The organism is Polynucleobacter sp. Fuers-14, from assembly GCF_018882045.1.
In the GTDB taxonomy this organism is placed as follows: domain Bacteria; phylum Pseudomonadota; class Gammaproteobacteria; order Burkholderiales; family Burkholderiaceae; genus Polynucleobacter.
Genome location: NZ_JACVPG010000008.1, coordinates 179,391 through 191,902, shown reverse-complemented (window position 1 = coordinate 191,902; position 12,512 = coordinate 179,391). Strand labels below are relative to the sequence as shown.

The 12,512-nt window shown below is 45.3% G+C and carries 12 protein-coding genes; 4 read left to right on the top strand and 8 right to left on the bottom strand.

Annotation, left to right across the window (positions count from 1 at the left end):
* The first annotated feature begins 98 nt into the window (after positions 1-98).
* A complete protein-coding gene (locus ICN40_RS06275) occupies positions 99-1,145 on the top strand; it encodes a nucleotidyltransferase domain-containing protein (protein ID WP_216242875.1) in 1,047 nt (348 codons plus the stop codon).
* A gap of 274 nt (positions 1,146-1,419) precedes the next feature.
* Entirely contained in the window at positions 1,420-2,496 is a 1,077-nt protein-coding gene (locus tag ICN40_RS06270; RefSeq protein WP_216242873.1) for a hypothetical protein, read from the top strand.
* A gap of 16 nt (positions 2,497-2,512) precedes the next feature.
* On the opposite strand, the gene ICN40_RS06265 is transcribed toward ICN40_RS06270, so the two are convergent.
* On the bottom strand, positions 2,513-3,841 hold the full coding sequence (locus ICN40_RS06265; protein WP_216242872.1) for an MFS transporter: 1,329 nt from the start codon (positions 3,839-3,841) through the stop codon (positions 2,513-2,515).
* 197 nt (positions 3,842-4,038) lie between these two features.
* Here ICN40_RS06265 and ICN40_RS06260 point away from each other — a divergent pair, with 197 nt between their 5' ends.
* Positions 4,039-4,623: a phasin family protein gene (locus ICN40_RS06260; RefSeq protein ID WP_216242871.1), complete on the top strand. Its 585-nt coding sequence runs from the start codon at positions 4,039-4,041 to the stop codon at positions 4,621-4,623.
* 88 nt (positions 4,624-4,711) lie between these two features.
* On the opposite strand, the gene ICN40_RS06255 is transcribed toward ICN40_RS06260, so the two are convergent.
* The 5 genes from ICN40_RS06255 to hemA form a co-directional block, all read right to left on the bottom strand.
* Positions 4,712-5,986: a DNA recombination protein RmuC gene (locus tag ICN40_RS06255; RefSeq protein ID WP_216242869.1), complete on the bottom strand. Its 1,275-nt coding sequence runs from the start codon at positions 5,984-5,986 to the stop codon at positions 4,712-4,714.
* A gap of 28 nt (positions 5,987-6,014) precedes the next feature.
* Entirely contained in the window at positions 6,015-6,323 is a 309-nt protein-coding gene (gene grxD / locus ICN40_RS06250; protein WP_216242866.1) for a Grx4 family monothiol glutaredoxin, read from the bottom strand.
* A gap of 106 nt (positions 6,324-6,429) precedes the next feature.
* Positions 6,430-7,242, bottom strand: a complete 813-nt coding sequence (gene prmC / locus ICN40_RS06245; protein WP_255561242.1) for a peptide chain release factor N(5)-glutamine methyltransferase — start codon at positions 7,240-7,242, stop codon at positions 6,430-6,432.
* Between the two features lie 45 nt (positions 7,243-7,287).
* On the bottom strand, positions 7,288-8,367 hold the full coding sequence (gene prfA / locus ICN40_RS06240; RefSeq protein WP_216242862.1) for a peptide chain release factor 1: 1,080 nt from the start codon (positions 8,365-8,367) through the stop codon (positions 7,288-7,290).
* Positions 8,368-9,684, bottom strand: a complete 1,317-nt coding sequence (gene hemA / locus ICN40_RS06235; protein ID WP_216242861.1) for a glutamyl-tRNA reductase — start codon at positions 9,682-9,684, stop codon at positions 8,368-8,370.
* A 1-nt stretch (position 9,685) separates the two neighbouring features.
* Between hemA and ICN40_RS06230 the strand changes: the two genes are divergently transcribed.
* Positions 9,686-9,982 carry a hypothetical protein gene (locus ICN40_RS06230; RefSeq protein ID WP_255561239.1) on the top strand — a complete coding sequence of 99 codons (297 nt, stop codon included), beginning with the start codon at positions 9,686-9,688 and terminating at the stop codon, positions 9,980-9,982.
* Here the strand turns inward: ICN40_RS06230 and ICN40_RS06225 are convergent.
* On the bottom strand, positions 9,971-10,720 hold the full coding sequence (locus ICN40_RS06225) for a uracil-DNA glycosylase (RefSeq protein ID WP_216242859.1): 750 nt from the start codon (positions 10,718-10,720) through the stop codon (positions 9,971-9,973). The genes ICN40_RS06230 and ICN40_RS06225 overlap by 12 nt on opposite strands.
* Positions 10,721-10,726: 6 nt before the next feature.
* Complete coding sequence (locus ICN40_RS06220) at positions 10,727-12,508, bottom strand: M61 family metallopeptidase (protein WP_216242858.1); 1,782 nt, start codon at positions 12,506-12,508, stop codon at positions 10,727-10,729.
* Positions 12,509-12,512: the final 4 nt, after the last annotated feature.

Below are 12,512 nucleotides of genomic sequence, written 5' to 3'. Positions count from 1 at the left end.
CACTGCTTAACGGCTAGTGAGCCCTTTTTTATTGGTTTTCAGCGCGAGCTTGTAGAGTTTTGATTGACAAAATTTAAGTTTCCAAGTAATTTAGTAAAATGCAAAATAACTTGGAAATAGTGGATCTTCCGGAAGATTCCATCCGGCAGTACATTGATGCCAAAAGCGCCTTTACTGCTTTGGAGCAGGCTAAATTACGCGCTACAGAGTTTCGTGGTGGAATGGTTTGGAAAGCCGTTAAAGGTAAAGAGTATTTGGTGCGCACCACTACTAGAGGTGGCCAAACCGGACTTGGTGCCAAGAGCACTGAAACAGAAGCCATCTACGACAAATTTACTGCTGGCAAAGCGCGCGCTGCAGAGCTCTCATCCGGGCTAAAGCAAGCCGCCGTAAAGCATCAGCGACTAAATCGTGCGCTAAGGGTGGGCAGAACACCCAACATCATTATTGATATCCTACTTGGGTTAAGTGAGGCTGGCCTATCTGACAAGTTCACTATTATTGGCACTAACGCACTTTATGCCTATGAGACGGCTGCTGGAGTCCGCTTGAATGAGGCTCATCTGGCAACTCGGGATGTTGATTTGCTCTGGGATAACCGTAAAAAACTCAGCCTATTTACCCAAGAAAATAGGCTTGCTGGCGGTATGCTCGGCTTTCTTCAGGGCATTGATCCATCCTTCACGCTTCGTGACGATCAGCTTTATACCGCTGTAAATAAAGATGGTTATGAAGTAGATATTTTGCGCCGCATGGGTCACGGTAGTGATGCCGAGCCTGGTCGCTTTAGCGCGCTGACCGATGATTTTTGGGTAGTAAAAGCGCGTAATGCCGATTGGTTACTCAGTGCGCCCAAATTTAGTGAAGTGGTGGTTGGTGTCAACGGCAAGATGGCTCGTATGAATACGGTTGATCCACGTGCTTTTGCTTTGTTTAAGTTGTGGATGTCCGATCAATCCGATCGAGAACCAGGAAAGCGTATCCGTGATGCTAGTCAGGCCCGTATCGTGGTTGATTTGATCAACAGTTATCTGCCGCAATATAGCTTTGAGGAAATCAAGGTGTTTCCATCGGCAGTTACCGATAAGATTGCAGTTGATAGCGCAGGCACCCAGAGAATTGTTAAATCTCAGAAATCAAATTGAGTGTTTAATTTGAGAAATCCAAGGCTTTAGAAGTAAGGCATACTTACTGTGTAGGGCGAATGCGCTCTAAATGCTTCTCATTGAAAATCCATCAACAAAGTGTCAACCCAAGGCAATAAAAACGTGATGCAATGTGGTTTAATGTTAACCAAGCCCAATGGCTGTATGGCGCAGACCCGCCTGACGAAACTGTTAAACTGCTTTGTAATCAGTAGGTGGTCTGTTCGAGACGGACAAGGGGCACCACTCTTCTCTTTGGCATTTACTCTCTCTAATGTCACATAAAAAAATTGGATTTGATGCAGGTTTGATGTCCCTTCGAGGTACTCATATCGCCATTTTCGATTACGCATTTCAAAATCAAAAAATCTTAGGAAATGATTCAATCGTTTTTTATGATCGCCGTTCAGAGCAGGCTCAACCCTCTGTTTTCCAAAAGTTTCAACGAGAATTTCGCTTAGTTTCATACGACCAGTTCAGCGATGTTCAGCAGACGGCTGAATTAAAGTTAATTGATACCATGTATCTGATTAAGTCGGGTGAGCGGGATGACTATATGCTTTCGGGCGTTCCTAATTTAATGCACTCGGTGTTCCCGCAAAAAATAGATGAGATGCATGGTGATATTTATGCCTATGTATCTAAGTGGCTGAGTGATGAGTGCTCCAATGGAAAGATTCCGTATGTTCCTCATATGATTGATTTGCCTATAGAGGGAAAATCATTGAGATCGTATTTGAATATTCCTGAAAGTGCTACGGTCTTTGGTTGCTATGGCGGTAGCGATAGTTTTAATTTGCAATTCGTGAAGAAGGTAATTGCTGAGCTTGTTAATAAAAACTCGCAAATCTATTTTCTGTTCATGAATATTGATCGCTTTATAGATCATCCCCAAGTTATTTTTCTTTCGGGTAACCCAGACCCAGCATTTAAGTCTAGCTTTATTAATACTTGCGATGCCATGATTCATGCAAGAGGAATAGGTGAGAGCTTTGGCCTGGCTTGCGGTGAATTTTCTATGCACAATAAGCCTGTTATTACGTATGCTCTTTCCCCCCAACGAAATCATATTGATGTCTTGGGATCAAAAGCAATTTTGTATAAAGGGCCGAATGAGCTTAAGAAAATATTCTTGGGTTTTGATAGGGCTTGGCATCATAAGCAAGAATGGGATTGTTATTCCAAAGAATTCTCACCAGCTGTTGTAATGAAAAAATTCGCCTCTGTATTTCTGGGGGAGAAGAGTTTGAAAAGTTCAGAAATCGAAATTAGCGTTTTAGACAGGGCTTTAGTTCAAGGCAAGCGCTTTAGGAAAAAGCTTCGCAGCCTATCTCGCAAGCTATATCTGTAGGCCCTACCCCGGCGCACTATTCCAGTAAGGAAACTTTTCTGGTTTCTGGGAGGTATAGTGCGGCAATGATTGCTGCAGTTGCCAAGAAGATGGTTGGATACCATAGTCCAGCGCTATCACTCTGCCATCGTTGATTCAACCAGGTCACGATTAAAGGAAGCAAGCCACCAATCCATCCTGCAGCTAGATTATGGGGAAGGGTTGCTGCACTGTTTCTGGTTTTAGCGGGAAAGAGTTCAGCCAACATTGCAGTCTGAGGGCCAACCACTAAAGCAAGTGCTAGAGATAGGCTGATTAGTAGCATGACAATCAAAATAAGATCTAGAGAATTTGCTGGGTTGTTGAGATATTCCATGCCAATGTTCTTGAGAAGATGAAATGCCGGCAGAATAAATACAGCACCTAAGAATAGTCCGCAAACTACTACTGGTTTACGACCCATCTTGTCTGATAACCATCCAGCAAAAATAGTGAGCGGAAATAAGGCTAGGGTTGCATAAATGCTGAGCTGATCAACTAACTCGGGCGCCAGCTTCACAGAAGTTTTTAGAAAAATCGCCGTATAGACTTGTACGCAAAAGAACAGTACTGCCCCGCCAGCAGAGATGCAGAAGAAGAGTAAAAACATGCGTTTGCGAGTTTGCGGGTCGCGAAAGTTATTGAGTAGAGGACTTGCAGATTGTTGATGGGATTTATTTAGCTCTAAAAAAACAGGTGTTTCTTCTAAAGCCATGCGCGCTTTGAACGCTACGAGTAATAGCGCAATCGAAATCCAAAATGGCACACGCCAGCCCCAAGATTGAAATTCTTCTGGTGACAACTGACTTCTGAGTAATGCAATTTGCAAAGTCGAGAACAGAATGCCAAGAGGCCCCATCAGTTGCAGGAAGCTAGTCTTAAATCCCCTGTACTCATCACCAGAATGTTCGCTGAGGTAGACGGCACTGCCGCCGATTTCACCGCCAGCAGAGAGTCCTTGAAGTAAGCGCAGAGCAACCAGCAGAATGGGTGCCCAAATGCCTACTTGGGCATAAGTAGGTAAAAAGCCAACGCTCACGGTTGCTATCCCCATCAATGCAATGGTGATCATGAAAACCGGTTTACGCCCGATCCGATCGCCCATAGAGCCAAATAGGGCCGCTCCAATGGGTCTGACTACCATTCCAACGCCAAAAGTCGCCAGGCTCGCTAAAAGGGCTGTATTGGGGTCTGTTGAGGGAAAGAAGAGTGGTGCAAAAACTACTGCCAAGGTTGCAAATGTCAGGAAGTCATACCACTCCAAAAAAGTTCCAAAACAGGCCGCAATAGCGACTTTTCGATAGGAGTGGGAATTCAGATATGACATTAAGTTATTGATTATATTGAGTTTATTTTATTTTTTGGCATATATTTGTTGCATAGCAGCAAAAACTTCTTGATTTGTTATATTCCTTCAGTTACAGTTTGATGGTGCAGTGCAATATTTAAGGTATCAACAGTTTTCCATCTCTTAAATCGTGCGCTTAATTGACTAGTTGTACCACTTAATTTCTGGAGAAATACATGAACCAAGATCAAATCACCGCTAAATTGTCCCAAATTAACAGCAAAGGCCTCGAGGCTACATTTTCTTTGAGCGAAGCTGCTTTGGAAAATGCTCAAAAATTGGCTGAACTGAACTACGCTGCCTCTAAAGATGTATTGGTAAATGCTCAAGACGGCATTCAACAAGTATTGACAGCGAAAGATCCTAAGCAAGTTACTGAGATGTTAAATGCTGAAACTTTGCAATCTGCTGGCAACCAAGCTGTTGCTTACCAAAAGAAAGTTAGCAAAGTATTGCGCGATAGCAATAAAGAATTTGTAAACGTAGTTGATGCCAGCATCGACCAGTTACAAGATAGTTTCCAAGATTGGATCAACACTGTTGCTGCTAATGCACCAGCTGGTTCAGAAACTTTCTTGTCTTCATTCAAGACTGTATACGGTAGCGCATTACAAGGTTTTGAACAGTTCCGCGCTGCAAGCAAAGAAGCTTTTGCTACCGCAGAAAAAACTGCTGATCAAGCAATCGAAACTGTACAAGGTCAAATCGCTCAAGTTAAGAAAGCTGCTACACCGGAATCACGTAGCCGTAAATCAGCTTAATTGCTTACTGACTCAGATTATTGATTAAGTAGTCGGTATTAAAAAACCCCGCTTGGTGCAAACTAAGCGGGGTTTTTATTTGTCTAAATTATTCGAAATCAGATGAAGACTCAATCAGGGGCGGAGATAAGTTCTTACTGGGTTTGACGCCAAGTTCACGCACTTTTTCAGCTGAACGAATGAGATTGCCTTTACCAGTTTTTAATTTGTTAAATGCATCGTGGTAGCTAGTTTGCGCTTGATCTAAGCGCTGACCTAACTTTTCTAGATCATCTACAAAGCCTACAAACTTATCGTAGAGGTTGCCGCATTGTTTTGCGATTTCTAATGCATTGCGATTTTGATGATCCTGTCGCCATAGATGAGCAACTGTGCGCAGTGTCGCCATGAGAGTGCTTGGGCATACCAACACAATATTTTTTGCCAGAGCTTCTTGATATAGATTTGGCGAAGTCTTTAATGCGAGTAAGAAGGCCGGCTCTATAGGTACAAACATTAAAACAAAGTCTACTGAACCCACCCCATAAAGCGAGCTATAGTTCTTTCCAGAGAGGCCTTGGATATGTTGTCGCAAAGACTGAATATGGGCAGCTAGTTCTTGCTCTGCAACTGCGGGGTCGGTAGTTTCAGCATGTCGGGCATAGGCCGTTATGGAGACTTTGCTGTCAACAACCAAGCTTCTGCCTTCTGGCAGCTTAATTACAACGTCAGGCTGGAGGCGTGAGCCATCAACTTGCGTGTGACTGTCTTGCACAAGATATTCTTCACCCTTGCGTAGACCAGAGGATTCCAGGATGGACTCTAATACCAGCTCACCCCAATTACCTTGAACCTTCGAATCACCCTTTAAAGCCTGAGTTAAAGAGCGTGTTTCATCTGACATGCGCAGATTGAGATTGGCTAAACGCTCGATTTCACTTTTGAGAGCATGGCGCTCACGAGCTTCATTGCCATAAGAAGTGCTGACTTGCTCTTTAAATTCAGTGAGTTTGGTTTGCAGGGGTTTTAGTAGGGCATCTAGGCTAGCTGCATTTTGTTCGGTAAAGCGCTTAGACTTATCTTCTAGGATCTCATTGGCTAAATTTTTAAACTGATTTGTCAGAGCTTCTTTTGCCTCATTGAGCGATTCAATTCTGCCTAGACCTTGCTTGCGTTCAGAGTCTAACTCCGCTTCAAGGCGAATCGCATTTTGTAGCGCTTGGTCACGCTCGGTGCGTAAGCTGAGTGCTAGAGCAAGCTCTGTTTGAGCTTGCAGCTCAACGCGAGCAACGGTAGAGCGCAGGTTTAACGCATAAACTAAAAGTCCTGCACAAACTCCAAATGGCAGGCCAAATAGTAGAAGAGAGCTTAAATCAAAAGTCACAGAGTCAAAGTCTCAACGAAAAACTTGATTAAGCTTTAACGAGTTTTTGGAGTTCGCCAGACTGGAACATTTCAGTCATGATGTCAGAGCCACCAATAAATTCACCATTGATATAGAGCTGGGGAATCGTTGGCCAATTTGCAAACTCTTTAATGCCTTGACGAATGCCAGCATCTTCCAAGACGTTCACGGTATGGAGGTTATCAACACCGCTAGCGCGCAAGATATTGATAGCGTTTCCAGAAAAGCCGCATTGTGGAAACTGCGCAGTTCCCTTCATGAACAACACCACTGGGTGGCTAGTAACGATTTCTTTAATTTGAGCTTGTGAGTCCATATATTCTTTCTACTAAGTTTCTACTGAGGTAGTCTTGTTGCAAAGACGGTTTGAAAATAAGGTTTTATTGATTTTAAGACTTAATATGAAAAAAGGTTATTTCAACCTATTTTCTGCCTGATGCGACGCGGTAATGGCCGCCTAAATCCAAATGTGTTTGGATATCCTGAAAACCCGCTTGCTGCATGAGGGCTACAACTGCTTCTGATTGATCAAATCCATGCTCAACGGCAAGTAGGCCATTTGGATTGAGATGGTGTTGGGCGCCTGAAATAATGGTTTCTAAGCAGGTCAGTCCGTTGCCATGATCAGTTAGGGCGGAAATCGGCTCAAAGCGCAGGTCACCCTGACTTAGATGTACATCTTGGGATGTGATGTATGGCGGATTACTTAGAATCATGTCAAAAGAAGCGCAGGCTTCGATCGCCTCATACCAGCTACCCTGAATAAACTGTACTCGAGTCTCAATATTCAATAGCTTGGCATTTATTTTGGCAATATCTAGGGCTTCTATGGCTTGATCGGTTGCAGTAAGTTGCGCCTCTGGAGCTTCATGCGCAATCGCCAAAGCAATCGCACCCGAGCCCGTCCCTAAATCCAGAATTTTGGTCGGAGCATTCAAACGTTTGATTTCACGCAAACCAATTTCTACTAAGAGCTCAGTTTCGGGGCGCGGTATCAGCACTCCAGGAGCAACATAAAGCTCAATATTGTGAAAGCCTCTTTTACCGATCAGGTAGGCAATCGGCTCGCCCTGAATTCTCTTAGATTCAAGCATTTTCCACTCTTCAATTGCCTTAGCATTGAGCTCTAGATTATCGCGAGATAGCAAAGCGGAGCGTGGAAGTTGGTAATGCTTTTCAAGGACATGGGCCATTAGAATTTTTGCCTCAGCAGGGGCTAGTGCTGAATCGCTCAATAGAGCCCCTAGGCTCAAATCCTTGTTCACAGGTTTCGCTATCGCTTAACTGTCACCAAGCGCAGCAAGTAACTCTGCTTGATGTTCAGAGGCAAGAGCATTGCAAAGATCATCGATATCGCCATCCATCATCGCATCAATTTTATAAAGCGTGAGATTGATGCGATGGTCGGTGATGCGACCTTGTGGGAAGTTATAGGTGCGAATGCGATCGCTGCGATCGCCCGATCCAACCAGCGACTTCCTAGTCTGCGCCTCAAGTTGATGTTTCTCGCGCTCTCTAGCATCCATGATGCGAGAAACCAATACCTTCATGGCTTGTTCACGGTTGCGGTGTTGGCTGCGATCGTCTTGGCACTCAACAACGGTGCCTGTTGGCAGGTGAGTGATACGGACTGCAGAATCCGTTTTATTAATGTGCTGACCGCCGGCACCTGAAGCGCGGAAGGTATCGATACGCAACTCAGCGGGATTAATTTTGACCGCTTCAAGTTCATCTGCTTCTGGCATGACTGCCACAGTACAGGCTGATGTATGAATACGACCCTGCGTTTCTGTTTGTGGAACACGTTGCACACGATGACCACCAGATTCAAACTTGAGTCGTGAGTAAACAGACTGCCCAACAAGACGAAGGACCACTTCTTTATATCCACCCAAGTCAGATTCCGCGGCACTGACCATCTCTACTCGCCAGCCTTGGCGTTCAGCAAAGCGGCTATACATGCGTAGCAGATCACCAGCAAAGAGTGCGCTTTCATCACCACCAGTGCCTGCACGAATTTCTAAGAAGACATTGCGATCATCATTTTCATCTTTAGGAAGCAAGAGCTTTTGTAATGCGCCCTCAAGCGCTTCCATCGTAGCTAGGGCCTGCTTCTGCTCATCATCGGCAAAGTCCTTCATCTCGGGATCTTTGCGCATTTCCTCTGCCGCTTGGGCATCCGCCTCGGCTTGCTTATAAAGGCCAAACTGCTCTACTACGGTAGCAATATCAGAATGTTCACGCGTGAGCTTCCGATAAGCATCCATGTCTTTGGTTGCTTCTTCGGAGGTCAATAAGGAATTAAGTTCGGCTAAGCGTGTATCTAGGTGGTCTAGCTTAGCCCGCATGCTGGGCTTCATCTAATGGTCTTCTGGCTTGGAATGCGAGGCGAATAGTTTGGGTAACAACTTAATCAAGGCGTCACGCTCAGCGCCATTAGAGTGTTGCAGTGCATGGAGTGAGCCATGCAGAAATTTATTGGTTAGGCCTTGTGCCATAGCATTGAGCACTTCCTGTGGATCATCGCCACGCATCAAGCGTTTCATTGCACGCTCAAGTTCAAGCTGACGCAAACGTTCACCTTGCTGCTGAATATCCTGAATCAGTGGAACCGCATTACGACCTTGCATCCAATGCATAAAGTTACCAACACGATCTTCGATGATCGCTTCAGCTTGGCTAACTGCCGCTTGACGTAAATTGACACCAGTCTGAATCATCGTTCCTAAATCATCAACGGTATAAAGATAGATGTCATCCAGTCTGGAGATTTCAGGCTCAAAGTCTCTTGGTACCGCCAAATCAATCATCACCATGGGCTTATGGCGACGCTGTTTTAGAGCACTCTCCACCATGCCCAGACCAATGATGGGTAAGGATGATGCAGTGCTAGAAACGATAATGTCGAACTCATGTAGGCGCCCTGGGAGCTCGGAGAGCTTGAAGGATTCAGCTTCAACGCCTTGCGAGGAAATGGAATCTGCAAGCTCCTGACCGCGCTCAATAGTGCGGTTAGCAATCGCCACATTCTTCGGTTTGCGCGCAACAAAATGGGTTGCACATAAAGTGATCATCTCACCGGCACCGATAAATAGAATCTTTTGATCTGCAATTTTTTCAAAGATACGTTCTGAGAGGCGAACAGAGGCTGCAGCCATTGAAATAGAGTGCGTACCGATTTCAGTGGAGCCGCGCACTTCTTTAGCGACTGCAAACGTTTTCTGGAAAAGTTGATTGAGATAGGTTCCCAATACACCAGCATCATTTGCGGTGCGAACCGCATCTTTCATTTGACCTAAGATTTGTGTTTCACCAATTACCATCGAATCCAAACCACATGCAACTCTAAAGGCATGTCTAACTGCATCCGATTGCGGCAGTGAATAAATGTGCGGTTCAAGGCTGCTTGGTGCAAGCTGTTGAGTTTTGGCCAACCAATCGAAAGTAGCTTCATGCAAAAGACCTGCGGCGCTGGCATCATTTGCCGCGCAGTAGACCTCAGTGCGGTTGCAGGTTGACAAAATTGTGGCTTCGGGCAGCCCAGCCTGATTCGCGCCAACTAAATGTTGGCGAAGATCGTGCAACGCTTCTTGAAGAAATTCAGGGTCAAAGGCGACCTTTTCCCGAATGGCGACCGGCGCTGTGTGATGATTGATGCCGAGTGTCAACAACTTCATAATGGCAATTATAGATTTGATGGCAGCATTAATGGGGGTATCAATGGGGTTTTTGGCTTTTCTGGTGATTGGGGGTGTTTCTGGGGTGTCAGCCTGGATTTTTTACCCCGGAGCTTCTGACGGGGTCAAGCCCGGCAGGATTCTGATGACCTTCTTACTAGGATTTATTGCGGCGGCGGCTAGTTCGTATGCAGGGCAATGCTGGGATCTTTTCCAATCGGGGCAAATACTCGAGTGGGCCAGTGCTATTTTTGCTGCCTGTGCAGTCGGATGTGTTTTTACTGCTTTAGCTAAATAAGTCGGTCTGACTGTTCTCCACCCACCGAATAGGCGCACTCTTTTGTTTAATCAGCCATTGATTGGCTTTAGTGAAGTGACTGCAACTGGTCTTGCCTCCAGGCTCCAAAAAAGGCTTGTCCGTCTTGTATACGCCAAGACCAGATGGATGGGAGGATTGCAGGATCAAAGGATTCTGACCCACTTCAATAAGTGGCAGCTTAGATTGGGCATGACCACCCCATAGCATCCAAACTAAATGCGGCCTAGCTTTTGATAAACCGCCGATCAAATGATCAATGAAGCTTTTCCATCCCAGGCCTGTATGACTGCCAGCCTCACCCAATTTGACGCTCAAAGCTGTATTGAGAAGTAGTACTCCTTGCTCGGCCCAATTGTGTAGATCACCATTTGGTAAAGACCCAAAACCTTCTAATGCCAATGCTTTATTGATGTTGCGTAGTGAGCTGGGAAATTCTCGTGAATTGACTGCAATCTCAGCAGGTATCGAAAAGGCTAGCCCTTGCGCTAGCCCTGGTGAGTGATAAGGATCTTGGCCCAAGATCACTACCTTTACTAAATCAACGGGGCAAAGTTTGAGGGCTTTAAAAAAGTTCTGAGGCTCGGGTCGAACAACTTCAGTATCAAGAGCAGTCTGCAAATTTTTTTCTAGTGAGCACCAATCTACTGACTCGAAATAATTCCCCAGTAATTTTTGCCAATCCTTTGGGATATCGCCTTTTGAAAATAGTGCTTTCAATTTCGATCAGACATCTTTTTTAGGTGTCAGTTCATATTGCATAGGTATCTGGGTAGATTGCATTGAAACCATGCGCTCATGCTCTAGATCATCGCGATAGAAAGTAATGCGGGCATGGGAGTTTTCAGAAAGGCTGCCTAAGACTCTGTCCCAGCGGGCGCCGGTAACACGCTGCCCATCAATACTGGCTAGTAAATCACCGGCTGATAGGCCTGCTGCTTGAGCAATCCCGCCATCAAGCACATGGGTAACCTTAAGCCAGCCATTGGCATCTGAATGGCGCATCCCAAACTGTAGCTTGAGTTTTTGTAGCGTAGATTGAGGTTTTGTTTTTACAGAAATGAGATTTGAGCCAATCCATTTTTGCAGAGGAATATCTTCTGTACCAAAAATATAACGGACCTTAATCTCATTCCAGATTTTGTTAAAGCCATTACCCAGTAATTCAAAAATCAAATCATCTAGTCCGTCTTCTGTAATGCCGTCCAAGGTGACGCCATGCTTATTCCAAAGTAGGCGCATGAGGTCATCTAGAGACTGTTTATTTTTAGTGAATGCCCGAATCTGTAAATCAAGACCAAGCGCAACTAAGGCGCCTTTACCGTAGTAGCTGACAACCGTGTTTGGGGTGTTCTCATCTGCTTGGTAATACTTGGTCCAGGCATCAAAAGAGCTGTCAGCTAGGCTTTGCTTATGGCGCCCAGGGCCACGCAAGATCCCATTCCAGTTATCTGCAACGAGTTTTAGATAGGCCTTGAGATCAATTCGCTTACTACGCAGTAGTTGGAGATCATCGTAGTAACTGGTGAAGCCCTCAAACACCCACAGTAAGCGAGTGTGATTACGCTTGGCCAGATCATACGGTTGAAAGGCTTTTGGCTGAATACGCTTAACCAGCCATGCGTGAAAATACTCGTGACTACACAAGCCTAAGAATTCTCTATACGCAGATTCTTCAAAGAGAATATTTTCTTGGGGGATTTGATCGCGCCTGCAGAGTAGCGCAGTGCTATTACGATGCTCAAGGCCACCATAGCCATTTAATACCGCATTGACTAAGAAAAGATATTCATCAAAAGGAGCACGCTTAGATTTTGGCTCAAAGAGATCAATAGTGCTGGTGCAGATTGCTTGTAAATCTTGTGCAAGGCGTTTGGCGTCAATAATGTGATTGCAGCCTTGTATTGCCATGCGATGAGCTACACCATTTGATTTCCAGTGCACGAGCTGGAACTCGCCCAAGGCTACAGGATGATCCAATAAATCATCATAATTTTGTGCCAAATAGAAGCCAAATCCACGCTCATCCGTCTTGGCAGCCCTCAAGGAAGTTTGAACTGTCCAGTGATCCGCAAAGGCAAGTTCCGGCGGGGTGATAGCGAGTGAGCAAGGTAAATGCTCCTGCCCTTTGACGGCTAGACATAAGCTAGTGGCGTTAAAGAATGCGCGTTCAGTATCCAGATAGGCTGCACGCACTGAAGAATCAAACGCATAAACAGTACTGAGTACCTCTATTGGACCATTGCATGGCGGTAAGCGCCAATGGTCGTTATCAATCCGTTCGAGGATTATTTGTCTCTTGACACCCTCTACTGAAAACGCTTCAAGTGATTCGACATGTTTACTGAAATCACGAATTAAATAGCTACCTGGAATCCAGGCCGGCATTTGAAGTACCTGACCATCAGAATCAGGGTTGGCAATATGCAGCTTGATGCGATAGCGATGGCCATGCAGGTCTGCCGGCCAGACCGTATATTGAATTGCGGGTAAGTCGGCATGGTTCATGATA

Excerpts from the sequence above, each read along its gene's own strand:
- ICN40_RS06275 (WP_216242875.1), top strand. The coding sequence starts at position 99 with ATGCAAAATAACTTGGAAATAGTGGATCTTCCGGAAGATTCCATCCGG.
- ICN40_RS06270 (WP_216242873.1), top strand. The coding sequence starts at position 1,420 with ATGTCACATAAAAAAATTGGATTTGATGCAGGTTTGATGTCCCTTCGA.
- ICN40_RS06265 (WP_216242872.1), bottom strand. The coding sequence starts at position 3,841 with ATGTCATATCTGAATTCCCACTCCTATCGAAAAGTCGCTATTGCGGCC.
- ICN40_RS06260 (WP_216242871.1), top strand. The coding sequence starts at position 4,039 with ATGAACCAAGATCAAATCACCGCTAAATTGTCCCAAATTAACAGCAAA.
- grxD (WP_216242866.1), bottom strand. The coding sequence starts at position 6,323 with ATGGACTCACAAGCTCAAATTAAAGAAATCGTTACTAGCCACCCAGTG.
- prfA (WP_216242862.1), bottom strand. The coding sequence starts at position 8,367 with ATGAAGCCCAGCATGCGGGCTAAGCTAGACCACCTAGATACACGCTTA.
- hemA (WP_216242861.1), bottom strand. The coding sequence starts at position 9,684 with ATGAAGTTGTTGACACTCGGCATCAATCATCACACAGCGCCGGTCGCC.
- ICN40_RS06230 (WP_255561239.1), top strand. The coding sequence starts at position 9,686 with ATGGCAATTATAGATTTGATGGCAGCATTAATGGGGGTATCAATGGGG.
- ICN40_RS06220 (WP_216242858.1), bottom strand. The coding sequence starts at position 12,508 with ATGAACCATGCCGACTTACCCGCAATTCAATATACGGTCTGGCCGGCA.